Raw genomic sequence first — 23,563 nt, 5'->3', positions numbered from 1 at the left:
GGAGCCTCCTTTTATTTCACGAAACGGTCGGTAACGAACTGGCTATAGTCGGTTCCTGCGGCCGGCACTTTCCCCTGCTCTTTGAGGAATTTCGCGGTATCGATAATCGCCTGGTTCACCGGGCCGTTAAGCTCCTGCGCCTGCTGGGCGGCGGTAAGATAGGTATTGCCTTTGACTAACACCGGTACATCCGCCTCCGGCACGCCGCTCAGACGCGACAGCTTGCTGAGATTTTCCGGCTGCTTCAGCCACGCATCCGGGTTGGCGATATAGGGCTGCTGCGCGTCGATGGCGCTTTTAGCGAAAGCTTTCACGATTTCCGGATGCTGCTCGGCAAAGTCTTTACGTACGACCCAGACATCCAGCGTCGGCGCGCCCCATTGCCCCACCTGCGCGGAGTCGGTCAGCACCTTGCCCTCTTTTTCCAGTTCGTTAACGGCTGGCGCCCACACGTAAGCGCCATCGATATCGCCGCGCTGCCAGGCGGCAATAATCGCCGGCGGCTGCAGGTTGATAATCTGTACCTGGCCCGGTTTGATTCCCCAATGTTTCAGCGCGGAAAGCAGGCTGTAGTGGGTGGTCGAAATAAACGGTACCGCAATGCGTTTGCCAATCAGATCTTCCGGCTTAGTGATATCTTTCTTCACCACCAGCGCTTCGGAATTCCCAAGCTTTGAGGCCAGCAGGAACACTTCAATCGGTACCTGCTGAGTGGCGGCCACCGCCAGCGGGCTGGAACCGAGGTTGCCGATTTGCACATCGCCTGAGGCCAGCGCGCGTACGATGCTGGAGCCGCTGTCGAATTTACGCCAGTCAACGGTGGCGCCGCTGGCTTTGGCGAAGGTGTTGTCCGCCTGGGCGACTTTCGCCGGTTCAGCGGAGGTTTGATAGGCGACGGTGACGTTAACCGCCTGCGCCTGGAAGGCAGCGAAAGCCAGCGCCGCCAGAAGAGTAATTCGCGATGTGAATGCCATAGTGTCTGCTTCCCCTTAGTTGTTATGGGTGCAGTATTTCCGGCATCAGCGTGGAGATGAAGTAATTAAAAATTCTGCCTAATAGCGAATCGTTTTTAGAAGAAAATCGGGATTAGATAGTTAAAAACAGGGATTAAAGAAATGGGTTCCCCCGGCTCGCGGTACTGGTAGCCCGGATCAGGCGCGGAGCGCCGCCATCCGGGGGGAAAGAAATACAGGTGTTAGCGGCCCGCCGCCAGCGCGGCGATATCCTGCGGCGTGGTGCGACAGCAGCCGCCAATCAGCCTGGCGCCAGCCGCCAGCCACTGCGGCAGATAGGCCGCAAGCGTCGCGCAGGCTTCGCCGTGATGATGCCAGGTCTTGGTCAGCGCATCATAGTGCTCGCCGGAGTTAGGATAGACCACCAGCGGCAGCGACGTCAGGCTGTGCAGATGCTGCAGCGCGGCGGTGGTATTTTCCAGCGCGATACAGTTAATCCCCAGCGCCAGCACCTGAGGATTATCGGCCAATACCGCAACAACCTCGCGCAGCGGCGTGCCGTCACTGAGATGTTCGGCATCGCGCAGGGTCAACGAGAACCAGGCGCGGGCGCGCGGGTAGTCACGCAGCAGCGCCGCCAGCGCCGTGATTTCGGCAAACGACGGCAACGTTTCACAGGCCAGTAGATCCGCCCCGGCATCCAGCAGCGCTTCGACGCGCGGGCGGTGGAACGCCTGAAACGCCTCCGCGCTGCGCTGATAATCGCCACGATACTCAGAACCATCCGCCAGATACGCGCCATATGGCCCGACCGACCCGGCCACCAGCAGCGTTCCCGCCTGCGGGTTTTCCGCCAGATACGCCTCGCGGGCTTTACGCGCCAGCTCGACGCTTTTACCTATCAGCGCCTTCGACTGCGCCTCATCCAGTCCGCGGGCGGCAAAGCCTGCCGGTGTTGCCTGATAGCTGGCGGTGATCGCCACCTGTGCGCCAGCGCGGAAATAGTCGAGATGCACATCGCGGATCAGCTGCGGGTTTTCCAGCAGTACCTTCGCCGACCATAAACTATCGGCCAGATTGCAGCCGCGCGCTTCCAGCTCCGTCGCCATCGCGCCATCCAGCAGCACGAACGGTTGCGTTTCAAGGATAGCGGTTAGCGGATTATTCTGCGGCATGTTGCGGCTCCTGAGTTAATTTCCGTGTACGAGTCAGATAGAAAGCACCATAACACAGCGCGACGAACGGGATCCCGCACCACAGCGCAATACGCTGGCTTGGGTCAAAGGCCAGCCCCACGCAGGCCACCAGGCAGAGGACAAACCCCAGCGCCGGCACCAGCGGATACCACGGCGCGCGATAGTGCAGCTCGCTTAACGCTTTGCCCTGCTGCAGATGGCGGCGGCGGAAGACAAAATGCGACGCGCAGATGCTCAGCCATACCGCGACCACCGCAAAACCGGAAATCGCCGACAGCGCAACAAACACCGTATCCGGCGCGACTACGCTGGAAAATAGCGCCAGCACGCCGCCCAGCATGCTCACCGACAGCGCGGTTAGCGGCACGCCGCGTTTATTCACTTTGGCAAAGCAGGCTGGCAACGTCTTCTCATTTGATAGCGACCACAGCATCCGTCCGGAGGCATACAGGCCGGAGTTGGCCGCCGACAAAATCGCGGTCAGGATCACGAAGTTAAAAATATCCGCCGCATAAGGAATACCGACCTTTTCAAACACCAGTACGAACGGGCTTTTTTCCACCCCCGCCTGCTGCATCGGGATCAGCGCCGCGAGCACGAAAACGGTGCCGATAAAGAAAATAATCAGCCGGGCAATAGTGGTGCAGATCGCGACCGGTATCACCTGATGCGGGTTTTGCGTCTCGCCGGCGGCGATGCCGATAAGTTCGGTGCCCGAGAAAGCGAAGTTCACCGCCACCATGGTCATCAGGATCGGCAGGCCGCCATGAGGGAACCAGCCTTCGGCGGTGATGTTATGCAGCCCCGGCGCCGGTGAACCGTCAGTCAGCGGAATAAAGCCGAAGATGGCCGCGCCGCCGAGAATAATAAAAGCAATGATGGTGATCACTTTGAACAGCGAGAACCAGAATTCGCCTTCGGCAAAGAAGCGGGTAGAGATAACATTCAGGGCGAAAATCACCGCGCAGAAAATCACGCACCAGACCCACACCGGCACCTGCGGGAACCAGTACTGCATACAGAATCCGGCGGCGGTAAAGCTCGAGCCGAGCGCCACGGTCCAGGTCAGCCAGTAGAGCCACGCCACGGTATAGCCGGTCGCCGGGCCAAGATAACGCGCGGCATACACGTGAAAGGCGCCGGTTTCCGGCATCGCCACCGACAGTTCGCCAAGACACTGCATCACCAGCCAGACCACCAGCGCGCCGATCAGATACGCCAGCAGCGTGCCCGCCGCGCCGGTGGTCGAGATAATATAGCCGGTATTGAAGAATAACCCTGTGCCAATGACGCCGCCCAGCGAGAGCATAATCAGGTGGCGCGTTTTCATGGTGCGCTTAAGTTGCCCACCTTGTTGTTGTGATGTTGTTTGCATATTGCCTTCTTTATGTATGGACGTCTAAACATCCAAATGAAGGTCATTTATACCGTGACGGCGGGGAAATTGCAAAACGGGGAGGGAAAAAACAGGACCAACAGGCTTTGGGGACCGGGTTTAAAGCTGCTTGGGCTGCGGAGCCTCTCCTTTTTACCGCAACCGCAAGCAGCCTTCGGCTACACAGAGCACACCTCGTTCCAGTAGGCTTCGCGCGTCCAGCGCCGCTCAGTATGTTTTGTCATGGCGAAACCACCGGGTTTCCACGTTGCCGAGATCCACGCCATACAGGCTGGCGACCGGCAAGATCGCCTCCATCATCCGTTGACCATCTTGCTGCCCGGCTTCTCCGTTAGATAAAAAAGCCAGCCAGCCGGTAATCCGTTGCCACAGCGCTACTTTCATTTCTCCTCCATCGGTCGGGTTTGCGTTGTTGTTATTTCAACCACAATCGCCGACGGGCGGGAAATATCAATTCCGAATTTGTAATCCTGGAAGATGCATATTCGCCGCTGCGCTTCGGTGACTAACCCCTTCCTGTAAAAGCGATTTGGTTAACAGCAATACCCCCATTTTTATTAAGAGATTTTGGTTATAGATAAGAATTTTTTCTTCTTTGCCGGACGAGGCGCTTTTGTGGGAGCGTGATAAACACAAAACAAAACAGGGATTCAGGGGAATGATGATGCATAAAACTTATACCAAAATCGCTTTTGCGCTGGGCGCGCTGCTGCTGGCCACCCAGGCGCAGGCCGACCAGTTAGCCGATATCAAAGCCGCCGGGGTGGTGAAGGTCGCCACCTTCGACGCCAACCCGCCGTTTGGTTCCGTGGATGCTAAAACCCATCAGCTGGTGGGTTACGACGTCGATTTCGCGCAAGCTCTGGCAAAATCTCTTGGCGTCAAGCTTGAGCTGGTGGCCACTAACCCGGCTAACCGTATTCCGCTGTTGCAGTCCGGTAAGGCCGACCTGATCGTCGCCGATATCACCATTACCCCGGAGCGCGCGCAGGTAATTGATTTCTCAACGCCCTACTTTGTGACCGGCCAGCAGTTCCTGGTTCCGGCTAAGTCGCCGGATAAACTGGATGACTACAGCAAAGCGCGCATCGGCGCGGTAAAAGGTACCACCGGCGAACAGGCGCTGCACCAGCGCTTCCCGCAGTCGCGGGTACTCTCCTATGACGATATTCCATTGGCGCTGACCGCCCTGCGAAACGGCAACGTGCAGGCGATTACCCAGGACAGCACCATTCTCGCCGGGCTGCTGGCGGACGCGCCGGATAAAGCCAACTTTAAAATTCTGCCGGACCTGCTGAGCAAAGAAGAGATTGGCGTCGGCGTGAAAAAAGGCGAACCGGCGCTGCTGAAAGCGGTAAACGACGAGCTGGTTAAGCTGGAAAAATCCGGCCAGGCGGCGAAAATCTACGACACCTGGTTTGGCCCTGGCACCGCCTCTCCGCAGCCGCGCGCCTTTACCATAGAAGCGAAATAACCCTGATGTTTTCCGCCTTATTTTCACGCTCCGCGGCTTCGGCCGCGGATTTCTCGCATCTGCAGCAGGCCAGTATTACCTTTCGCGACGTGGTTAAACGCTACGGCGATCATCAGGTACTAAACGGCGTTAATTTAACGGTCAACCCCGGCGAAGTGGTGGCGATCCTCGGGCCATCAGGATCGGGTAAATCAACGCTGATCCGCCTGATCAACCAGCTTGAATCCTTAAGCGACGGCGAGATCCTCATCGATGGCAAACCGACCCGCCACCTGACCGGCAGCGCGCTGCGCCAATTACGCAGCCGGATCGGCTTCGTTTTTCAGCAGTTCAATCTCTACGCTCACCTGACGGCGCAGGAGAATATTACCCTCGCGCTGGAGCGCGTGCACGGCTGGCAACACGATGCCGCCCAAAAGCGGGCGCTGGAATTACTCACCCAGGTCGGTCTCACGGATAAAGCGCGGCAGATGCCCGCTCAGCTCTCCGGCGGCCAGCAGCAGCGCGTCGCCATCGCCCGCGCCCTTGCCTCCTCGCCGCAAATCATCCTGTTCGATGAACCGACCTCGGCGCTGGATCCGGAGATGATCGGCGAAGTGCTGCAGGTGATGAAAGCCCTGGCCCACAGCGGTATCACCATGGTGGTGGTCACTCACGAGATGCAGTTTGCCCGCGAAATTGCCGATCGGGTGGTGTTTATCGACGGTGGCGAAATCCTCGAAACCGCGCCGCCGGCGGAATTTTTCGCCCGCCCGCAGCATGCGCGTACCCGCCGTTTTCTGCAGAAGGTGCTCGACCCGCTGCATCAGGAGAGCATTGAGTGATGGCAATTCTCGACTGGCATGGCGTACTTAGCGGCCAGCCGCTACAGTGGATTATCTCCGGTTTTCTCACTACCGTCTGGGTCAGCGTGGCCGGGATACTGCTGGCCACCGCGCTGGCGATCCTGCTGCTGGCCCTGCGTCTCGGCGGCGGACGCCCCGGCCGCTGGCTGGTGGCGGCGTGGGTATCGCTGTTTCGCAATACGCCGCTGCTGGTTCAACTGCTGTTCTGGTACTTCGCCGCCTGGAACCTGCTGCCGCTGGCGGCGCGCGATTTTATCAACGACTCCCATAGCTGGTCGATTCTACCGGGCGACGTCTGGTGGCTGACGCCGGAATTTCTCTGCTCAATGTGGGGGCTCGGTGTATTTACCTCGGCATTTCTGGTGGAAGAGATTGCCGCCGGGTTGCGCGCCGTGAGCCACGGCCAGCGCGAAGCGGCGCTGTCGCAGGGATTTAGCCCGTGGGGGGAATTACGTTTTATTCTGCTACCGCAGGGGCTGGCCAACGCCTGGCAACCGATTGTCGGCCAGTACCTGAACCTGATGAAACTCTCTTCGCTGGCCAGCGGTATCGGCTTTGCCGAACTCACCTATCAGGTGCGGCAAATCGAAAGCTATAACGCCCACGCGCTGGAGGCCTTTGCTATCGGCACCGTACTGTATCTGGCGCTGGGTATCGCTATGGGGCTGGCGCTGACGCGCTTCGGTCCGGGATATCGTCAGCCACGGAGCGCACAACATGAACGCTAACCTCGCGGTGATCGCCGACAACCTTGATTATCTGCTGTGGGGACGGCTGGCGGAAGGCCAACCCGGCGGCGTGGCGCTCACCTTACTGATGGCCATCGGCGCAACCGCGCTGGCGCTACCGGGTGGGATCCTGCTGGCCTGCGCCGCCTGGCGCTACGGCGGAGCGGTCCGTCGTCTGCTGTTCCTGTGGGCGGAAATTATTCGCGGTATCCCGCTGATCTTCGTTATTTTTTGGCTATGGTATCTGCTGCCGATGATGACCGGCGGCGATCTGCCGGGCGCGGTGACGGTCACGCTGGCGTTGGCGTGGTTCACCGCCGCCTCGGTGATGCACTCGGTGCTGGCGGGGCTGCGCGCCCTGCCCGGCGGCCAGCATGAAGCGGCGCTGACGCAGGGATTCGCCCCCGGCCAAACGCTACGCTTAATCCTGCTGCCGCAGGCGCTGCGCAACGTCCAGCCGTCGCTGGTCGGCATTTTTATCGGCCTGCTGAAAGACACCTCGCTGGCGTTTATCGTCAACGTGCCGGAACTCACCACCGTCGCCGGGCAGGTCAATAACCGGGTGCAAATCTATCCGCTGGCGATATTCGTCTTTACCGGCGCGGTTTACTATTTGCTGTGCTGCGCCCTCAGCCAGCTGGCGAGCCGCCGTTTTACCAGGCGTAGCGCTGACAGGCGCTTCGCAGTCGATTGAGAAACAGCCGGGCATTGGCGGTGAGCGCCGATTTTTGCGACCATACCGCGCAATACTGCGCCGCCGGGAGCGTGGATACCGGCAGCGTGACCAGCTTATCGCCAAGCTGCAGCGGCTGGCTCATGGCGCGCGCGACGATGGTCAGATAATCGGATTCCAGTACCATCTGCAAGCCGACAATCACCGAGTCGGTGCGCAGCGGGGTAATCGACACCTGGCGATAAAAGTGAATCAGCTCGTTTTGTAGCTGCTGATAGTAACCCATCGGCGACTCCGGCAGCAGCCAGCGGGCTTTACGCAGCGCCAGCAGATCGCTCTCCTGGGCCAGCGGATGCCCCTTGCGCGCGATGACGCAGAACGGCGCGGTAAACAGCGGTTCCAGCATCACCCCTTCCGGCGGATGCATCGGGTCGACCGATCCGATCGCCAGGTCAATCTCTCCGCTGCGGACGCCCGGCAGCAGCGACGAAAGCTGCCCCTCTTTCACCGTCATCTGTACCTGCGGCAGCGCTTGCTTAAATCCTTCGGCCACCTGCGGAAACACCGTCAGGGCAATCAGCGACGAAAAACCGACCGTCAGCCGACCGTGGGTGACATGGTTTATCTGTTCCACCTCATCCGCCGCGCGCCGCAGCTCCTCCAGCACCCACTCCGCGCGCTGTAAGAAAGCGATTCCCGCTTCGGTCAGGGCGACGCCTTCTTTGCTGCGCAGAAAAAGTTGCGTGCCGAGGATTTGCTCCAGCTCACGTAATGTCCGGCTCAGCGCCGGCTGCGATTGCCCCAGTTCACGCGCCGCCGAGCGGATGCTGCCGCTACGCGCCACCTGCCGTAGCGCCTGCAGCTGGTTCAATTTGGGAAGATATTTCACCGCTCACCCCTATCAGAAAAAAGCATCACCTATAGAAAAATTATATCTTCCCGCCGCGCGGGTAAAGCCTGAGGATGCAGTGGGGGAATTCCCCACGACAACACATGCAACCATGAGACACCGGGCGGAAAAAAATGAAAAGTCAGTCTCAGATGATCTTCTTACTGTTTATCGGCTACGTAGTCGTTTACATCGACAAAACCGTCACCGGCTTCGCGCTGCTGCCTATCGAAAAGGAGTTCGGCCTCAATGCCGAACAGCTGGGCTACATTACCGGCATCTTTTTTCTCGCCTATTCGCTGTTTCAGGTGCCGGCGGGCTGGCTTAACGATCGCATTGGCTACAAAACGATGCTGGTGCTGTCGCTGGCGGCGCTGGGGCTATTCGCGCTGTGCTTTGGCCTGCTAGGAGCGAGCTTCGGCCTGCTGCTGCTGTTCCGCTTTCTGTCAGGCATCGGCCACTCCGGCTATCCCTGCTCTTGCGCCAAGGCGGTGGTAAGCAACTTCACTCTTGAACAACGTACCTTCGCCCAATCGATATTGCTGTCGTCAGCGGGACTGGCAATGACCATTGGGCCGATTATCGCCGTTAACGCGCTGGCGCTGCTTGGCTGGCATCTGTCGTTCACCGTACTGGGGATCGTTGCCTGCGCTATCGCCCTGCTGATCGCCCTGCGCGTGCCGCGCCGACAGCCGACGGCGGTGGTCGCGAAACAGAGCGCCGCTGGCGCCGCCCTGTGGCGTACCCCCACGGTTATCCTGCTCTTTCTGGCTATCTTTTGCGTCAATATTCCCAGCTATGGCCTGATGGCCTGGCTGCCGAAGTTTTTTGTTCAGAGTATGGGAATGTCGCTTTCTGCATCCGGCTACGTGGTGGCCGCGGGGGGGCTTGGGATCTGGATCTCATCGCTCGGTACCGGCTGGCTGGTGGGTAAATATTTTCTTAATCGCGAACCGCTGGTGATTGCTATTAGCGCGCTAATCAGCGCCGTGGCGATCTTCGCCATCTTCCACGCCCGGACGCCGCTTATCGCCAGCCTGCTGCTGTTTATCGGCGAAATTTTCCTGATGTCGACCTTCGTTACCGCCTTTACCCTGCCGATGAAGCGCCTGCCGGAAAATATGATGGGCTCGGCCATCGGTCTGATTAATACCGGCGGTACCCTCGGCGGCTTTGTTTCACCGATCGTCATTGGCTATCTGGTGGAGAAAACCCACGGCTACGCCAGCGCTTTCCTGTTTCTTTCACTGGCGATGGTTTGCTCCGCGCTGGCGGTGCTACCGCTCATGAAACGTAAAACCGTCGTCAGTCAGCCCGTAATTGATTGAAGGAGTCACTGATGCATCACGCCACTGAACAATTCATTTCCGCCGCGGCCGAGGAAGCGCTGCGCTGGCGTCGGCATATCCACGCCCACCCGGATCTGTCGTTTAACGAGAAGCCGACCGCCGATTACATCGCCCGCGAGCTGGCGCTATTTTCCGGCCTTGAGATCAGCCGCCCGCTGGAAAATAGCGTGATTGCCGTACTGCGTGGCGCGCATCCTGGGCCCATGTGGGCGCTGCGTGCCGATATCGATGCCCTGCCGCTCCAGGAAGAGAGTGGTGAAGCATTCTGCTCAACGAAGCCCGGGGTGATGCACGCCTGCGGTCACGACGCGCATACCGCGATGCTGATGGGGGCGGCGAAAGTCTTGTGCCAGCTTCGCGAACAGCTGCACGGCAGCATTAAATTCATCTTCCAGCCAGCGGAAGAGGTGCCGCCGGGCGGCGCGCGTGAGCTGGTTGAGCTGGGCGTGGTTGACGACGTTGAACATATTTTCGGCCTGCATGTTTTCCCCACCAGCCCGGTTGGCGTGATAACCCTGAAAGAGGGGGTGTACGTCGCTTCCAGCGATAACTTTGATATCACCATTCGCGGCAAAGGCGGCCACGGCTCGATGCCGCAGCACTGTATCGATCCGGTGACCATCGGCGCGGAAGTGGTCGGCGCGCTGCAGCAGATCGTCGCCCGCCATATCGACCCGGCCAACGCGCCGGTGCTAACTATCGCCACTTTTCAGGCCGGCGATAGCTATAACGTGATCCCCGACAGCGCGCGCCTGGCCGGAACGCTGCGTACCCATAGCCAGCAGGTGCGCGAGGCGGTACCGCCGCTGATGGCGCGGATTATCGACGGCATCACCGCCGCCCACGGCGCCAGCTACGAAATCAAATGGCAGCAGGGCTATGCGGTGGGCAACAACCACGACGCCACCAATCATATCGCCCGCGAAGCCATAGCCCGCCATTTCCCGGCAGGCACGCTGCAGCTGCAGGATAAGGCGCTATTCGGCAGCGAGGATTTCTCCTCCTACCAGGAGAAAATCCCCGGTACCTTCCTGTTTATCGGCTGTGGCAACCCGCAAAAAGGGGCGACGTGGAACGTGCACAACCCGCATTTTCGCATCGACGAAGATGCGCTGGCGGTCGGCATTAAGACCCATATCGCGCTGGTGAGTCAGTTGCTGAACGAGGAATAAATCAGGCGAATGCCCGGCTATTTCACCGGGCAATCATTGCTGATTTTAATAAATTTCTCGTTATAGATGATGTAGTGGTTGCCGGGCTTACGCAGCGACGACTGGCGAACGACATCGCCGGGGCGCAGATACCAGGCGTCCCCCTCCTCTTCCGTGGTGTCGCATCCCGGTTTGATCAGCAGCTTAAACCAGGTATTGCCGGTATTACTGACGCTTCCCGCCGCTTTATCGAACGCCCATTTAAACTGAACCTGCCGCGGGCGCACCACCAGAATGGTATCCATCACCACCACTGGCTCCATGCTGATCTGCCCGCCCGCCGGGGCGCGCATCACCAGGTTGCGGGTGGGAATTTCACGAAACGAGACCCGATAGTAGCGTTCGCGGTTATCCTTCGGCCCGTGATAATAGAACTTAAAATATTCGCTTTCGCCCGCCTGCAGCGTCAGCTGGCGCGGGGCGAACAGCAGTTCGCCGTCCGCCGGACGCAGGCGCACCTCACGGCCGCCGGGCCGGTCGATGCCAACGATCGACACCCGATATAGCCGCGCGCTTTTATTGTTGTTGATAACTCTCTTCGCCGCAAACTCAGCGTCAGAGGCCAGCGAAAAGGTCAGATTACCGACAGAAATCGCCTGCGCCAGCGGCGTAGCCAGCAGCCACAGGCTCGCCAGCGCCAGCTTAATTAATGTTACGCCACGTCGCCTGGACATGAATCTCTCCTGAAGCGCTGACCTCGCCAAACCAGCCGTTGTCGGTGATAGTGCGCAGCGAGATAGGATCGTCCATAGCAATCGAGAAGCGCACCGTTGTTTTATCCATCTGCCCCACATCGCCGGAAATATCAGTCCACGGCGTGGTCAGCCATAGCGCATCGGTCATGTCGTGCCAGCTATCGTCGCAGCCGGCATCGTAACTTTTCGTCGCCCCGCTTTGGGTAATGAAAGAGAGCGACGCCGGAAACGGCACCTGCGCGGTACCGTCCGCCGAGCTGAACAGGCAATACGAGCGCCCGCTAATCGCCTGTGACGGGCCGGTCACTTTAATCAACACCTCATCGGCGGCGGTTTTGCCGCTGGTGGTGACGATGTAGCCGAAATCCAGCGCCGGTTCGCCGCTGCCGACGTAACCCTCACGCGTAGGCGCCGAAGTGTACTCATCGGAGATAATGCTGATGCTGAAATCACGCGGTTTGATAATCAGGCTATTGGATGTCGAGAATTCATACCAGCCGGATTCCGGCGAAGTGGTGTTATAAAAACGGAAGTTAAACAAGTCTTTGGTGTTAATGTCGCTAATGCCCAACGCCACCATCTGCTTGAAAAAGTTACTGGAGAAAAAGACATAGATAGAATCAGAGCTCTTCATCTCGTTAAAAGTGTAATACTGCAGAATGCCGTTGACCGGTTTCCATGAGTTACCATCAAGACTGAACTGCATATCGTAGTTACCTACTGCCGATGCCAGCGCAGAGTTACTGATAGCCGGGAAAATGTGAATCGAACTGTTGCTTAACCCATTAGTCTGCAGCGTATAGTTAACCATTTTGCAGCTTAAACCGGAGCGAGAACCAATCGTTTGTGTACGGCAATCGGCATTGCCTTCACCCAGCGTGGGCACGCCGTCGCTGTTGATAAACACTTCCGCCAGTGAGTGGGTGTTTATCAGGCGTAAGTGCCCCGCTTTGGTATGGGTTACGTCACGGATATACCAGGTACCTGACGCCTGATCTTTACAACGCTCGCCTTTGCTCGCATCGTAAGCGACCGATGTCTGGCAGGAATTAATCGTCATCGTAAAACTACCGCCGATCGGCATCTGCTGCAGGTATTGATAAAAGGCATCGGACATCATCCCGTGCCGCCATTTCGTCCCGCTCCCCGTTGAGACGCCGTAAAATCCATTAGCATCGGTTGACTGGGGTAAAATCAGGCTGGTTGCCAGGTCGCATCCCGAGTACCAGTTAATACACCGTAAACCCAGTAAAGGGTGAGAGACCGGCGCATTCTCCAGCCACATATCAAACCGGTAATTAGCGGAGATCCCATGGTTGTGACCATCATCGATATAACCCAGACTGACCTGACGGTACGCGGTATCGCCAGAACCGGTTGATTTTAACCCGGTCCAGCGGTTTGAGCCGGTCAGACGGGGATCCAGCGCGCCGCCAGGGGTGACAAAGAAGTTGTCATCAGAGTTGTTCTCGACAAAGACAAATTCGCGCGCCGGAGCAGCAGCTTCAGAATATTTTGTCACCGCCGCCTTAGCGTTCATCGCCAGCGACGCAATCGTCAGCGTCGCCAAAGCGAGTAGCCACTTAGCTTTCATTACCTTCTCCTGTCTGCTGCGCCGCCGCCCATGAAGAAAGACCGCTGCATACTACGTCCCCTACCCATACCGCGCCGCGCGCCTGGCTGAGCTCCAGCGCCACTTCGCAGGTTTTATTTCCGCCGTAGCTAAAATCGATGGTGGGATATTTTTTATCGACATCCATGACAAATTCACCGTTCTCATCGGTGCGGGTGCGCCCGATATGGTTATTAATGCGCGCGTTCGCCAGCAGCGTGCCGTCTTCGGCGCGGATGCGCCCGGAGACGGTGACCATTTGCTTCACTTCCGGCTCGATCACCGCCACGTTACCGGGATAAAGCGTCAGGTGACTCTTGCGACCGCTGACAATGTCGTAACTGTCGATCGAGTTTTTACTGTTCTGCAGTTCGACTTCATAGCGGCTGTACGGCGACAGCGGCAGGTAGTTGCGTTTACCGCTGAGCTGCACGATGTGCCCGTTAACCTTAGCGCTGAGCTTGCCGTCGTCTTCCAGCCCGGTATTGAAGATCACTCCGGCGTTGCCGTCGGTTCGCCCGCTGGCGGCGATGTTTTTCCCCTGCCAGCCGACGCTGCCGCTGGCGGTCAGATTGGTGTTCACGTAGCCGTCGGCGCCGCTGTTGACGTTCAGCGTACCGTTGGTATAACGCGTTTCAAACTGCGTATAAGCGCCGCCGCTTAAGGTTTTGTCGTCGCCGGTATCGCCGGAAATCGCCCGCGAAATATTGGCGCCGACGGTTCGAATCGCCCCTTCATTAAACTGCTTACGCGCCGAAATGTTGGCCATGGTATAGCCATTCTGATGGGTCATCCCGGCGCTGAACCAGTTGCCCAGCGGCAGCGATAAATCGAGGGCGATATATTTCCCGGTGTTGGCGTTGCTATCACCGTTGTTATAGCGCTGTAAGCCCGCGCGCAGGCCTAGCGAGCCAAAAGAGCCGCTATAAATCGTCTGGTAATAATCCGCCGTGTAGTAATGGCTGTTGTAGCGGCGGTCATCGTTGTAGCTGATGCTAAAAGTGCCTAGTTTTGACCATAGGGCGTTCAGGTTCAGCGTGCCGCCGATCGCCCGGTTATCGGCATCGCTGCGGCGCAGCTTATCGCCGATAACGGTCTTTTCCTGGTTAATCCACAGCGAGCTAAAGCCGCCGGGCAAAGTGGCGCTAACGCTGCCGATACTGCTCCAGGAGCTGTCGCTGGCCAGCATGTTTTGCAGATTAATATTCACCGCCTCGGTCAGCGGCAGCGTGATGCGCGTTTCGCCGACGGCATTGTTATCGTAACCGTAGCCGGTGGCCGCCCAACTGAACGTACTCAGCGATCCGGAAGCCGATGCCCCCGCCAGCCAGCTCTCTTTCGCCGGCTGCGTCTTTTTACCGCTTTCCGACCAGCGATCCATATGGAAACTGCCGCCCCAGATTTGCCAGGCCAGCGGCGCGCCCGCGCCGCGTCCGCGAGTAAACAGCTTGTTGACGCGTTGGGTGCGTTTGCTGACCACTCTTCCGTTGACGATAACTTCGACGTCAACGTCGTAAATACCGTACGGCAGGCCTCGGGTATCAACTTCATGATTCCCCATGACGAAGTTCTGCACGCTTAACAGGCGCCCGTCACGCATCAGGTGGACCTCGCCTGACGCCGGTAAGAATGCCACCACCGGCGTCGCCGACTGGCTGTTATCAAATACCGTCGAGCTAGCCTGGTTGCCCCACGACGCGCCGTAGATTTTACCGGCCGAAATCGCGGTCATCGGCCCCAGCGATTGTAAGTTCCAGGTATCCAGCATCCCGCCGGCAAAACGGTGCCCGGCGAAGTCGCGCTCGTACATCGCTTTATACAGTTCGTTGTCCTGGTGGCTGGTGCCGATGCCGTACAGCGAGCCGTCGAGCACCACGTGATGCTCGCGCAGCGCGCTAACGCTATTGAGTGACAAATAGCTGGAGGTATTACTACCGCCGCTACGCATCTGGTTGTTGTAGACCCCGAGGTTGTAGGTAAGGTTATTACTGAAGGTTTTAACGCTCGACTGGCCAATATCCTCGCTGCGCGACCGCAGCACGGTTCCCAGCGCCTCACGTTTCACCACCAGTTGTAGCAGCAACTGGCGCAGACTAAGTTGCAGCTGCGCGGCATCGGTTAAGGGGATCTTCAGCGCATCGTTGAAAGCCTCATTGGATAAACGGCTGAGCTGTTGACGTGTCTCGTCGCTGACGCGAGCGTTGTCATCGCCCTCTTCAAGGGTGATTTGCCGAACCCGCAGCACATCGCCATCAAGCCAGATATACGCGGCGCCGATACGCTGATCGTTCTGATTATCGCGGCTGCCTTCAAGATGAATAAACAGAGGGATGCTCATGCCGTCCTGCAAAGCCTGGCTGAAAGCCTGCGGGATAATCACGCCGCCGATTTGCTGCACGTGCTCGGCGGCCATGCTGTCGCTATAAGGCGCCAGCAAAAGAACCATGCCGGAGGCAAGCAGCGCGTTCAGTCCAGGGGTGATCCGTCGTAAAGGCATAGTCTTAATCCATCAGCACACATGTCTATTTCACGGGAACAAACTGCTCGCCCTGCCAGAGCGCGACCCGTCCTTTTTTGTCAGCAATATTGACGCGCGTGAAGCGACGCGATTTCCCCGGCATCAGGTAGTAGTTTTCTTTGCACTCTTTGCCATCGGCGATTTTCAGACACGGGCCATAGGCGATGATGCGCAGGGTGGCGTTCCCGGTATTGGTCAGCGTGTCGCCGGCAAACTGATAGCGAAAATTAGCCTGACGCGGCGCCACCACCAGAATGGTGCCGATGCGGGCTGAAGCGGTGGCCACGGCGCTGCGCTGGGAGCCATTGCGCTGGGCATCGCTTAAGGCCTGATCGAACCAGACAATGCGGTAGTAGCGCTCTTTATCATCCGCCGGGCCTTTGTAGAAAAAGCGCACCACTTCACTGGCCTTTGCGGGCAATAACAAGCTAGCGGGGGTCAGCAGGACTTCATCCTGTTTATCCATCGGGATCACTTTGCCGCCATCCAGCGGTGAAGAGAGACGTTCCAGATGAATGTTGATTAAGCGGCCGCTGTCGGTGGTATTTTTAATCTCTTTACTCAGCGTGCTGCTGCCGCTGTTCATAAAGGAAGAGATATCGCCGACATCCAGCGCCCGCGCAGGGTTAGCCAATCCAAGCAGCAGGCCAATGGCCAGGAGATGTTTTTTCATAAGCGTTCAGTCCATGAAGAGGCAGGGGTATTCCCCCTGCCCGGTGCTACGAGAAAATCAGCTGGTCCAGGTTGCGTCGAACTGCACGCTCACGTCACCGCTCCAGATCCCTTCCGGCAGCGTGCTGTAATCGGTTACCGCGGTGGTGCCGTCGGTGGTACCGCTGATGATGGAGAAGTTAAAGCCGTCCTGCGCGGTGGTGCGGCCTGCGGTGTTGTAGCCGTTAGACAGCGCGCTGAGGTTGCCGCCCAGTACGCCGTTAGCGGTGTCGATCATGATGGTGTCAGCACTCTTTTCTACCGCGGCGCCGTTATAATCCACGCCCACGCTCAGCGTTGAGCCGGAGGTATCCAACTGAGTCAGAGTGTTAGTGATAAGACGTGAAGTCAGTTTGAAGGCAGTCGCCGTGGTATCGCCTTCAACCGCAACATCAAACAGACCTTTTTGTGAGTTAAAGCCTTTAATCCCTTCGGCATACTGGAAAGCCAGGCTGCCAAGCGGGGTAACAACCAGTTTGCTGGAAGTGTCTTTTTTCGCGGTTGCAGACCAGGTAGCAACGGCCTGAGCAGTGACATCAGCAGCCTGAGCAACACCCATTCCAGCAAACGCCGTTACCAGAGCAATAGCAATAACCTTTTTTTTCATAGCTTTTTCATCCTGAGTTTAATTAAGGACAAGTCGTCCCGGTGTACCACTAAATAAACGTTACATAACTAATTTATAAATTTTTGAATACAGCTTGGCCTCAGCATTTCGCCGATGGGTATAAATAGTTTTCACACTGCAATTTTCAATTCTGGCGATAGATTTCGGATGCATTCCCTGGGCCGTCATTCTGATCACCGTCATTTCCCGGTCAGTAATTTTTTCTTTCTTTATATCTTTACGCAGAAACCGGCCATTAATTACATAGGCCAGATCTTTTCTTATATCGCGCGCGAGGTCGACATACACCACGCCGCGAATATCACCGTTGTAATACCAATAATTGGCTAACGCTTCTGACTTTCTCGCGGCAATCAGAATGATTTGTTTGCCCTTGGCCTTGGCTAACCAGTCGTTGTCATAGCGAATAAAGTAATTTAATGCATTGGTACTCAGATTGATAAACAAAAAATCCTTACATATTTTATCCAGTGACAAATAAATAAGTTCTTCGATATCTAAAATGAGTTCCGATAAGCCTTTTAAAAAATAAGTATCATGGGCTGGCCAAATACACTTATCAAGGGAGCATTGTTCGTCCATATACTGTTTATCCTCTTCATCCTGGAATACTACCTTTCACCCCATCGCCGATAGCCAGGCCTGCAGAGATTAAACCTGCAAATTACCCCTGTTTAAATTGGTTATAATAAAACACCAGCGGCATTATTTAATAATTAATAATGTCGAAATTATTTATCGATTTATATTTTTTGTTGGATTCAAATTTAGGTTTTTTCTGATTAAGTGTCAACAAGCAGGATGTGAAGCTAATTCTCATTTATGTCAATTTTTTGCTTTTTGGCGAAATCCTATTTTTTGCTCAAAAACAAAAAACATTTAATTTCATGTGGTTATTGATCGAAAATTCCTACAATCCGAATCGATTATTATATCATCCAGGATCATAACCCTAATTCATTAGGAATATTCTTAATGGACAAGATAAGTGACGCTGCGAAAAATCTTAATAACACACAAAAGTAAGAGGATAATGCCACACAATCATTATTTACAAGACGATTCACCCAATCATAAGCTGCATGAATGGTTTTAAGCACCGCACAAAAAGCCTAAACATAAACAAAAAAACCACTTGCAGAGGACTATTAATCCAATGAAAGAATGATATCTAAGAGAATGAGATTACTTCTCATATTTCTTTCTTATTTACTCTCATTTTCATTAGTGTAGTCCATTACGCAATGATTGCCGCTGACATGTTCCTCTTGCCTTGCAGATAAGCGTTTCATCACGCTTTCATTATTTGTTCGCCTTACCGTCATCGAAAGTTCACACAAAACGCGATTAATAGTGGCCAGTTTATGACGAACCAGGACACTCTTATGAACAGCTCTCTTGCCGCGGTGGCGGAAACCGAATTTTCGCTAATTACGCCCATCACCCCAACCCGGCAGCGGAAAGTCTTAAGCGTGCGCAACCTGAGTAAATCTTATAATGCGCAGCAAACCGTCCTCGATAACATCAGTTTTGACCTGCATGCCGGCGAGCTGGTGGGAGTGATTGGCCGCTCGGGAGCCGGGAAATCTACGCTGCTGCATGTCCTTAACGGCACTCACAGCGCTACCGGCGGTGAAATTCTCAGCTTTCCGGAAGTCGGTATGCCGCATGATGTTTCACGCCTGAAAGGACGCGCGCTCAACGCCTGGCGCAGCGAGTGTGGCATGATTTTCCAGGACTTCTGCCTTGTGCCGCGTCTTGATGTGCTGACTAACGTACTTCTGGGCCGCCTGAGTCAGACCTCAACTCTGAAGTCGCTGTTTAAGGTTTTCCCCGACGCCGACCGGGCTCGCGCCATCTCTCTTCTCGAGTGGATGAACATGTTGCCGCACGCGCTACAGCGGGCGGAAAACCTCTCCGGCGGCCAGATGCAGCGCGTGGCGATTTGCCGCGCGCTGATGCAAAACCCCGGGATCCTGCTGGCGGATGAACCCGTCGCCTCGCTCGATCCCAAAAACACCCAGCGAATTATGAACGTATTGCGGGAAATCAGCGGCCAGGGGATTAGCGTGATGGTCAACCTGCATTCGGTCGAACTGGTCAAAGAGTACTGCACCCGGGTCATTGGCGTCGCCAAAGGCCGCATCATTTTCGACGATCATCCCGCACAGCTGACTCAGGATGTCCTGCATCGGTTGTACGGCGATGAAATTAGCCAATTGCATTAATTTCCTTTAGTAAAAACACACGGGCAAAATAATGAACAAACATATTAATGGCGCAGTTCGTTTATCCGCAGCACTCGCAGCTCTGTTACTGACGTGGCAAGCGAGCGCCGCTGAACAGCCGAAGGAATTAAATCTGGGGATCCTCGGCGGTCAAAACGCCACGCAGCAAATTGGCGATAACCAGTGCGTGAAACAGTTTCTTGATAAAGAGCTGAAGGTCGATACCAAATTACGTAACTCATCCGATTATTCTGGCGTCATTCAGGGACTGCTGGGTGGTAAAGTCGATGTCGTATTAAGTATGTCGCCTTCTTCTTATGCCTCGGTCTATATCAATAACCCGAAAGCCGTCGATATTGTCGGTATCGCCGTTGATGATAAAGATCAGTCCCGCGGCTACCACTCGGTGGTCATCGTCAAAGCTGACAGCCCGTATAAAACGCTGGACGATTTAAAAGGCAAAGCCTTTGGCTTCGCCGACCCGGATTCCACTTCCGGTTATTTAATTCCAAACCACGCCTTTAAACAGAAATTCGGCGGCGACGCGGATAACAAATACAATAACTTCTTCTCCAGCGTCACCTTCTCCGGCGGCCACGAGCAGGACATTCTCGGCGTGCTGAACGGCCAGTTTGCCGGTGCGGTCACCTGGACCTCAATGGTCGGCGACTACAACAGCGGCTACAGCGTAGGCGCTTTTAATCGCCTGATTCGCATGGATCATCCGGATTTGATGAAGCAAATCCGGATTATCTGGCAATCGCCGCTGATCCCGAACGGCCCGATCCTCGTTAGCAATGCGCTGCCGGCGGACTTCAAAGCCAAAGTCGTCACCGCGCTTAAAAAACTGGATACCGAGGATCACGCCTGTTTTGTGAAAGCGATGGGCGGTACTCAGCACATCGGCCCGGGCAGCGTGGCCGATTTCCAGCAGATCATCGATATGAAACGCGAACTGGTTAGCGCGCGTTAATCCCGTACTGATGCCGCCGTTCGCAGATCAATGCGGACGGCGGCGCTACGTTAAAGACCTTTTCGCCGCATGAATAATACCCATACCGAATTTGAACGTTATTACCAGCAGGTCAGGACGCGGCAAAAGCGCGATACCTTCGGCTGGTCGCTGGTGCTGCTGGCGCTCTACTTTGCCGCCGGGCACGCCGCCGAGTTTAATCTGTTCACCATCTGGCGCTCGTTGCCAAACTTTCTCGATTATATGTTCGAGACGCTGCCGACGCTGCATCCTGGCGTCCTGTTAGCCGATTCTCATACCAAAGGCTCGCTGGCGTACTGGGGCTATCGCCTACCGATTCAGCTGCCGCTGATTTGGGAGACGCTGCAGCTGGCGCTGGCCTCCACGCTGGTGGCGGTCGCGGTAGCGACGATACTGGCTTTCCTCGCCGCCAATAACGCCTGGTCACCGGCGCCGCTACGCTTCGCCGTTCGCGTGCTGGTGGCCTTTTTACGCACCATGCCAGAGCTGGCCTGGGCGGTCATTTTCGTCATGGCGTTCGGTATCGGCGCGATCCCCGGTTTTCTGGCGCTGATGCTGCATACGGTCGGCAGCCTGACCAAACTGTTCTATGAAGCGGTGGAAAGCGCGCAGGATAAACCGGTGCGCGGGCTGGCGGCATGCGGGGCATCAGCGCTGCAGAAGGTGCGTTTTGCCCTGTGGCCGCAGGTGAAACCGATTTTTCTCTCTTACGGCTTCATGCGCCTTGAGATTAACTTCCGTTCATCCACCATTCTTGGTCTGGTGGGCGCCGGCGGGATCGGCCAGGAGCTGATGACCAACATTAAGCTCGATCGTTACGATCAGGTCAGCATGACGCTGCTGCTGATCATTATTGTGGTGTCGCTGCTGGATATGCTTTCCGGCCGCCTGCGCCAGTGGGTTCTGGAGGGGAAAAAATGAGCCAATGGCAACATCAACCGGATATCGCCGCCAGCCGCCGCCAGCATCAGGCGCTGTATAAGACTCAGGGGCGATATCTGCGCTACGTCGGCGTGCTGGCGCTGGCGAGCATACTTTATTACGTCTGGTTCTTTATGCAGTTCGGTATCAGCAGCGAACAACTGGCGACTGGTCTACAGCAGATGGGGCGATATCTGCTGCGGATGTTCGTCTGGCACGATTTCTGGAACTGGCCGTTTGCCTATTACTTCACGCAAATCGCCATTACGCTTGCCATCGTCTTCGCCGGGACGATTACCGCGACGGTCATCGCGCTGTTGCTGTCATTCCTGGCGGCGCGCAATATTATGCGCGGCGTGATTCCCGGCATTATCGCCGTGTTGATGCGCCGCTTGTTCGACATGCTGCGCGGTATCGATATGGCTATCTGGGGTCTGATTTTCGTGCGCGCCGTAGGGCTCGGGCCGCTGGCCGGGGTACTGGCGATTATTATGCAGGATACCGGCCTGCTGGGCCGCCTGTATGCTGAAGGCCACGAGGCGGTAGATCGTTCGCCGGGACGCGGCCTCACCGCCGTCGGCGCTAATGGTCTGCAGAAACACCGCTTCGGCATTTTCACCCAGTCGTTCCCGACTTTCCTGGCGCTGAGTTTATATCAGATTGAATCCAACACCCGTTCCGCCGCGGTGTTAGGTTTTGTCGGCGCGGGCGGGATTGGCCTCATCTACGCGGAAAATATGCGTTTGTGGAACTGGGATGTGGTGATGTTTATTACCCTGTTGCTGGTCGCGGTGGTCATGGTCATGGACACCCTCTCCGCCTGGCTGCGCCGCCGTTATATCGGCGGCAGCGTAGTGCCGTTGTATCAAAGTCAGCAATAACCCCTCTCCCCGGTGGCGCTACGCTTACCGGGGCTACGAACCAGGGAAAACGTCTCGTTATTCGATCCGCCACGCCAGCACCGGCCAGCCGTGCCGGGCGTTGGCTGCCAGCAGCTGCGGACAGGGGTTGACCAACCGCACGCGATCCGCATGCAGGCACAGGGGCAGGTCGTTTATCGAATCGGTATAAAAAGTGACTTCGCCAGTATAGTCAGGATGCGCCTCGCGCCACTGCGCCAGGCGCGTCACTTTGCCCTGCTGATAGCTCGGGGTACCGGCAATCACACCGCTGTAGCCGCCATCCGCCATTTCAACATCAATACCCAACGCCTGTTCAATTCCCAGCTCGGCGGCTATCGCCTGCACCAGCAGCGTTACCGAGGCGGAGATCACCAACATTTTTTCCCCTCGCGCCTGTAAGGTACGAATAACGTCCCATGCCTGCGGGTAGACCCGCGGCAACACCTTTTCGCGCACGAATCGCGCCACCAGCGTATCCACCTGCCCCTGCGGGATGCCGATCAGCGGCGCCTGAATCAGCGCGACATAATCGGCGATATTCATTTCCCCGCGGTCGTAATCCGCCATCAGCTGCGCCTCGCGCGCCAGATATTCCGGATCGCTCACCCAGCCTTCGCGCACCATAAACTGGCTCCACAGCGTACTACTGTCCCCTTTAATCAGGGTGTTATCCAGATCGAAAATCGTCACAGCATTAGACATCAGTCATTTTCCATAATCAGTAATATAAGCCTGCGAGAGCATGTATAAAGAAGATGACAGGAGCATGATCCGCCAGCGCTTTCAGCCCACCCCGCCAAAGCACATCGCCAGCAGCACCAGTAGCAATAGTAGCGGGTAGATCCGCACGTGCCAGCGATCGGGAAGTTTTGCCAACCAGCGCGATGCGCCCCGCAATCCCAGCCAGCTTCCGGCTACCAGCAATCCGGCCGCCAGCCACCAGATATTGCCGATGAAACCGGAGGGCAACGCCGCCATCGGCGCCATCAGCAGCCACGCCAGGCTGGCGGTCGCCGCCAGCGGCAACGTCAACAGATTGGCCATCGCCGCGGCCTGCGCCATCGTCGCGCCACGCCGGCGCATCAGCGGTACGGTCATCACGCTGCCGCCAACGCCAAGGAAGGCGGCAATCAGGCCAATCCCGCCGCCAAGGATAGTCTCGCGCCCTGCACTCGACGGTGCGCAAGCCGTCGACGGCGCCATAAAGCCGGGGCGAACGTAGCAATCCACAATGGTCACCGCCAGGTACAAAATGAACAGCCAGCGGATCCACTCGCCGTTGACCCTCAGCGCCAGCGCCGCGCCGGCAATACCGCCGATGGCGATGCCGCTAAGTATCGGCAGCAGGGAGCGCCAGTGAACCGTTCCGGCGCGCAGATGGCGGCCGCTTGCCAACAGCGACGTGCACAGCATCACCAGCGCCGACGTCGCTACCGCTATTTGCATCGCCTGACCGCCTACTGCGCCCTGATGGCTCAGCAGCAGGTAAAGCAGCGGCACGGTAACAAAGCCGCCGCCGAAGCCAAACAGCCAGGTGGTTACCCCGGACAACAATCCGCAAACAAAAAGCCCAAATATCATCTACCGTTCCTCCATTCAGGGAGGTAACGATATAGAATAGCGGAATGGCTGACTTACGA

23 protein-coding genes are annotated in these 23,563 nt (G+C 56.8%); 10 read left to right on the top strand and 13 right to left on the bottom strand.

The genetic code is table 11. The features are described from left to right. Positions 1–11: 11 nt before the first annotated feature. The 4 genes from tauA to PGQ95_RS03155 form a co-directional block, all read right to left on the bottom strand. The gene (gene tauA / locus PGQ95_RS03170) at positions 12–974 is read right to left on the bottom strand and encodes a taurine ABC transporter substrate-binding protein (RefSeq protein ID WP_047042419.1); all 963 of its coding nucleotides are present in this window, start codon (positions 972–974) and stop codon (positions 12–14) included. A gap of 221 nt (positions 975–1,195) precedes the next feature. Further along, positions 1,196–2,128, bottom strand: a complete 933-nt coding sequence (gene mmuM, locus PGQ95_RS03165) for a homocysteine S-methyltransferase (RefSeq protein WP_015368104.1) — start codon at positions 2,126–2,128, stop codon at positions 1,196–1,198. Further along, positions 2,115–3,524 carry an S-methylmethionine permease gene (mmuP, locus tag PGQ95_RS03160; RefSeq protein WP_430916959.1) on the bottom strand — a complete coding sequence of 470 codons (1,410 nt, stop codon included), beginning with the start codon at positions 3,522–3,524 and terminating at the stop codon, positions 2,115–2,117. Before mmuP ends, mmuM begins: the two co-directional genes overlap by 14 nt. A 228-nt stretch (positions 3,525–3,752) precedes the next feature. Continuing rightward, complete coding sequence (locus PGQ95_RS03155; RefSeq protein ID WP_015368101.1) at positions 3,753–3,929, bottom strand: hypothetical protein; 177 nt, start codon at positions 3,927–3,929, stop codon at positions 3,753–3,755. 280 nt (positions 3,930–4,209) lie between these two features. Between PGQ95_RS03155 and PGQ95_RS03150 the strand changes: the two genes are divergently transcribed. Genes PGQ95_RS03150 through PGQ95_RS03135 form a run of 4 tightly spaced genes read left to right on the top strand, consistent with a single transcriptional unit; the run spans position 4,210 to position 7,286 of the window. Then, complete coding sequence (locus tag PGQ95_RS03150; RefSeq protein ID WP_430917255.1) at positions 4,210–5,019, top strand: ABC transporter substrate-binding protein; 810 nt, start codon at positions 4,210–4,212, stop codon at positions 5,017–5,019. A 5-nt stretch (positions 5,020–5,024) separates the two neighbouring features. Beyond that, a complete protein-coding gene (locus PGQ95_RS03145) occupies positions 5,025–5,843 on the top strand; it encodes an amino acid ABC transporter ATP-binding protein (RefSeq protein WP_430916957.1) in 819 nt (272 codons plus the stop codon). Continuing rightward, positions 5,840–6,592, top strand: coding sequence for an amino acid ABC transporter permease (locus PGQ95_RS03140; RefSeq protein WP_430916955.1), 753 nt, complete (start codon positions 5,840–5,842; stop codon positions 6,590–6,592). Before PGQ95_RS03145 ends, PGQ95_RS03140 begins: the two co-directional genes overlap by 4 nt. Further along, positions 6,582–7,286 (top strand): amino acid ABC transporter permease, encoded by a 705-nt coding sequence (locus PGQ95_RS03135; RefSeq protein ID WP_213794279.1) that lies wholly within the window; start codon positions 6,582–6,584, stop codon positions 7,284–7,286. The genes PGQ95_RS03140 and PGQ95_RS03135 overlap by 11 nt, the downstream gene beginning before the upstream one ends. On the opposite strand, the gene PGQ95_RS03130 is transcribed toward PGQ95_RS03135, so the two are convergent. Beyond that, a complete protein-coding gene (locus PGQ95_RS03130; RefSeq protein WP_213794280.1) occupies positions 7,246–8,154 on the bottom strand; it encodes a LysR substrate-binding domain-containing protein in 909 nt (302 codons plus the stop codon). The two genes, PGQ95_RS03135 and PGQ95_RS03130, sit on opposite strands and share 41 nt — an antisense overlap. A gap of 134 nt (positions 8,155–8,288) precedes the next feature. On the opposite strand from PGQ95_RS03130, the gene PGQ95_RS03125 reads away from it, so the two are divergent. Then, the gene (locus PGQ95_RS03125) at positions 8,289–9,482 is read left to right on the top strand and encodes an MFS transporter (protein ID WP_430916953.1); all 1,194 of its coding nucleotides are present in this window, start codon (positions 8,289–8,291) and stop codon (positions 9,480–9,482) included. 11 nt (positions 9,483–9,493) lie between these two features. After that, positions 9,494–10,675, top strand: coding sequence for an amidohydrolase (locus tag PGQ95_RS03120; RefSeq protein WP_113373711.1), 1,182 nt, complete (start codon positions 9,494–9,496; stop codon positions 10,673–10,675). 17 nt (positions 10,676–10,692) lie between these two features. On the opposite strand, the gene PGQ95_RS03115 is transcribed toward PGQ95_RS03120, so the two are convergent. The 6 genes from PGQ95_RS03115 to ecpR are packed head-to-tail and all read right to left on the bottom strand — an operon-like array spanning position 10,693 to position 17,460. Then, positions 10,693–11,388, bottom strand: a complete 696-nt coding sequence (locus PGQ95_RS03115; protein ID WP_087859193.1) for a fimbria/pilus periplasmic chaperone — start codon at positions 11,386–11,388, stop codon at positions 10,693–10,695. Further along, positions 11,357–12,949, bottom strand: coding sequence for a fimbrial adhesin EcpD (gene ecpD, locus PGQ95_RS03110; RefSeq protein ID WP_430917253.1), 1,593 nt, complete (start codon positions 12,947–12,949; stop codon positions 11,357–11,359). The genes PGQ95_RS03115 and ecpD overlap by 32 nt, the downstream gene beginning before the upstream one ends. Before the next feature lie 43 nt (positions 12,950–12,992). After that, positions 12,993–15,518, bottom strand: a complete 2,526-nt coding sequence (locus PGQ95_RS03105) for a CS1-pili formation C-terminal domain-containing protein (RefSeq protein ID WP_430916950.1) — start codon at positions 15,516–15,518, stop codon at positions 12,993–12,995. Between the two features lie 25 nt (positions 15,519–15,543). Next, positions 15,544–16,212: a hypothetical protein gene (locus PGQ95_RS03100; protein WP_047080978.1), complete on the bottom strand. Its 669-nt coding sequence runs from the start codon at positions 16,210–16,212 to the stop codon at positions 15,544–15,546. 57 nt (positions 16,213–16,269) lie between these two features. Beyond that, a complete protein-coding gene (gene ecpA / locus PGQ95_RS03095; RefSeq protein WP_015704519.1) occupies positions 16,270–16,857 on the bottom strand; it encodes a common pilus major fimbrillin subunit EcpA in 588 nt (195 codons plus the stop codon). A 60-nt stretch (positions 16,858–16,917) separates the two neighbouring features. Then, positions 16,918–17,460: an ECP biosynthesis operon DNA-binding transcriptional regulator EcpR gene (ecpR, locus tag PGQ95_RS03090; protein ID WP_047063962.1), complete on the bottom strand. Its 543-nt coding sequence runs from the start codon at positions 17,458–17,460 to the stop codon at positions 16,918–16,920. Positions 17,461–18,263: 803 nt separating this feature from the next. Here ecpR and phnC point away from each other — a divergent pair. The 4 genes from phnC to phnE (PGQ95_RS03070) all read left to right on the top strand — a co-directional run bounded on the left by phnC (position 18,264) and on the right by phnE (PGQ95_RS03070) (position 21,902). Then, complete coding sequence (gene phnC / locus PGQ95_RS03085; RefSeq protein ID WP_213794284.1) at positions 18,264–19,106, top strand: phosphonate ABC transporter ATP-binding protein; 843 nt, start codon at positions 18,264–18,266, stop codon at positions 19,104–19,106. A gap of 31 nt (positions 19,107–19,137) precedes the next feature. Beyond that, a complete protein-coding gene (gene phnD / locus PGQ95_RS03080) occupies positions 19,138–20,079 on the top strand; it encodes a phosphonate ABC transporter substrate-binding protein (protein ID WP_430916948.1) in 942 nt (313 codons plus the stop codon). A 69-nt stretch (positions 20,080–20,148) separates the two neighbouring features. Continuing rightward, positions 20,149–21,021, top strand: coding sequence for a phosphonate ABC transporter, permease protein PhnE (gene phnE, locus PGQ95_RS03075; protein ID WP_046884032.1), 873 nt, complete (start codon positions 20,149–20,151; stop codon positions 21,019–21,021). Continuing rightward, a complete protein-coding gene (phnE, locus tag PGQ95_RS03070; protein WP_430916946.1) occupies positions 21,018–21,902 on the top strand; it encodes a phosphonate ABC transporter, permease protein PhnE in 885 nt (294 codons plus the stop codon). Before phnE (PGQ95_RS03075) ends, phnE (PGQ95_RS03070) begins: the two co-directional genes overlap by 4 nt. A gap of 57 nt (positions 21,903–21,959) precedes the next feature. Here phnE (PGQ95_RS03070) and PGQ95_RS03065 read toward each other — a convergent pair whose 3' ends face one another. Together PGQ95_RS03065 and PGQ95_RS03060 are read right to left on the bottom strand one after the other, a co-directional pair. After that, positions 21,960–22,625, bottom strand: coding sequence for an HAD family hydrolase (locus tag PGQ95_RS03065; protein WP_087859187.1), 666 nt, complete (start codon positions 22,623–22,625; stop codon positions 21,960–21,962). An 81-nt stretch (positions 22,626–22,706) separates the two neighbouring features. Then, positions 22,707–23,504, bottom strand: a complete 798-nt coding sequence (locus PGQ95_RS03060; protein ID WP_430916944.1) for a sulfite exporter TauE/SafE family protein — start codon at positions 23,502–23,504, stop codon at positions 22,707–22,709. Positions 23,505–23,563: the final 59 nt, after the last annotated feature.

The sequence above is a fragment of the Klebsiella sp. 141240 genome (assembly GCF_050600805.1).
GTDB classification, from domain to species: Bacteria; Pseudomonadota; Gammaproteobacteria; order Enterobacterales; family Enterobacteriaceae; genus Klebsiella; species Klebsiella aerogenes.
Note: the sequence above shows the minus strand (reverse complement) of the source record. Positions and strands in the feature narration are given on the sequence as shown.

Excerpts from the sequence above, each read along its gene's own strand:
- PGQ95_RS03060 (WP_430916944.1), bottom strand. The coding sequence starts at position 23,504 with ATGATATTTGGGCTTTTTGTTTGCGGATTGTTGTCCGGGGTAACCACC.
- phnE (WP_430916946.1), top strand. The coding sequence starts at position 21,018 with ATGAGCCAATGGCAACATCAACCGGATATCGCCGCCAGCCGCCGCCAG.
- PGQ95_RS03135 (WP_213794279.1), top strand. The coding sequence starts at position 6,582 with ATGAACGCTAACCTCGCGGTGATCGCCGACAACCTTGATTATCTGCTG.
- mmuP (WP_430916959.1), bottom strand. The coding sequence starts at position 3,524 with ATGCAAACAACATCACAACAACAAGGTGGGCAACTTAAGCGCACCATG.
- phnC (WP_213794284.1), top strand. The coding sequence starts at position 18,264 with ATGAACAGCTCTCTTGCCGCGGTGGCGGAAACCGAATTTTCGCTAATT.
- PGQ95_RS03120 (WP_113373711.1), top strand. The coding sequence starts at position 9,494 with ATGCATCACGCCACTGAACAATTCATTTCCGCCGCGGCCGAGGAAGCG.
- PGQ95_RS03155 (WP_015368101.1), bottom strand. The coding sequence starts at position 3,929 with ATGAAAGTAGCGCTGTGGCAACGGATTACCGGCTGGCTGGCTTTTTTA.
- phnE (WP_046884032.1), top strand. The coding sequence starts at position 20,149 with ATGAATAATACCCATACCGAATTTGAACGTTATTACCAGCAGGTCAGG.
- ecpR (WP_047063962.1), bottom strand. The coding sequence starts at position 17,460 with ATGGACGAACAATGCTCCCTTGATAAGTGTATTTGGCCAGCCCATGAT.
- mmuM (WP_015368104.1), bottom strand. The coding sequence starts at position 2,128 with ATGCCGCAGAATAATCCGCTAACCGCTATCCTTGAAACGCAACCGTTC.
- tauA (WP_047042419.1), bottom strand. The coding sequence starts at position 974 with ATGGCATTCACATCGCGAATTACTCTTCTGGCGGCGCTGGCTTTCGCT.
- PGQ95_RS03100 (WP_047080978.1), bottom strand. The coding sequence starts at position 16,212 with ATGAAAAAACATCTCCTGGCCATTGGCCTGCTGCTTGGATTGGCTAAC.
- phnD (WP_430916948.1), top strand. The coding sequence starts at position 19,138 with ATGAACAAACATATTAATGGCGCAGTTCGTTTATCCGCAGCACTCGCA.
- PGQ95_RS03115 (WP_087859193.1), bottom strand. The coding sequence starts at position 11,388 with ATGTCCAGGCGACGTGGCGTAACATTAATTAAGCTGGCGCTGGCGAGC.
- PGQ95_RS03065 (WP_087859187.1), bottom strand. The coding sequence starts at position 22,625 with ATGTCTAATGCTGTGACGATTTTCGATCTGGATAACACCCTGATTAAA.
- PGQ95_RS03125 (WP_430916953.1), top strand. The coding sequence starts at position 8,289 with ATGAAAAGTCAGTCTCAGATGATCTTCTTACTGTTTATCGGCTACGTA.
- PGQ95_RS03150 (WP_430917255.1), top strand. The coding sequence starts at position 4,210 with ATGCATAAAACTTATACCAAAATCGCTTTTGCGCTGGGCGCGCTGCTG.
- PGQ95_RS03145 (WP_430916957.1), top strand. The coding sequence starts at position 5,025 with ATGTTTTCCGCCTTATTTTCACGCTCCGCGGCTTCGGCCGCGGATTTC.
- PGQ95_RS03105 (WP_430916950.1), bottom strand. The coding sequence starts at position 15,518 with ATGCCTTTACGACGGATCACCCCTGGACTGAACGCGCTGCTTGCCTCC.
- ecpD (WP_430917253.1), bottom strand. The coding sequence starts at position 12,949 with ATGAACGCTAAGGCGGCGGTGACAAAATATTCTGAAGCTGCTGCTCCG.
- ecpA (WP_015704519.1), bottom strand. The coding sequence starts at position 16,857 with ATGAAAAAAAAGGTTATTGCTATTGCTCTGGTAACGGCGTTTGCTGGA.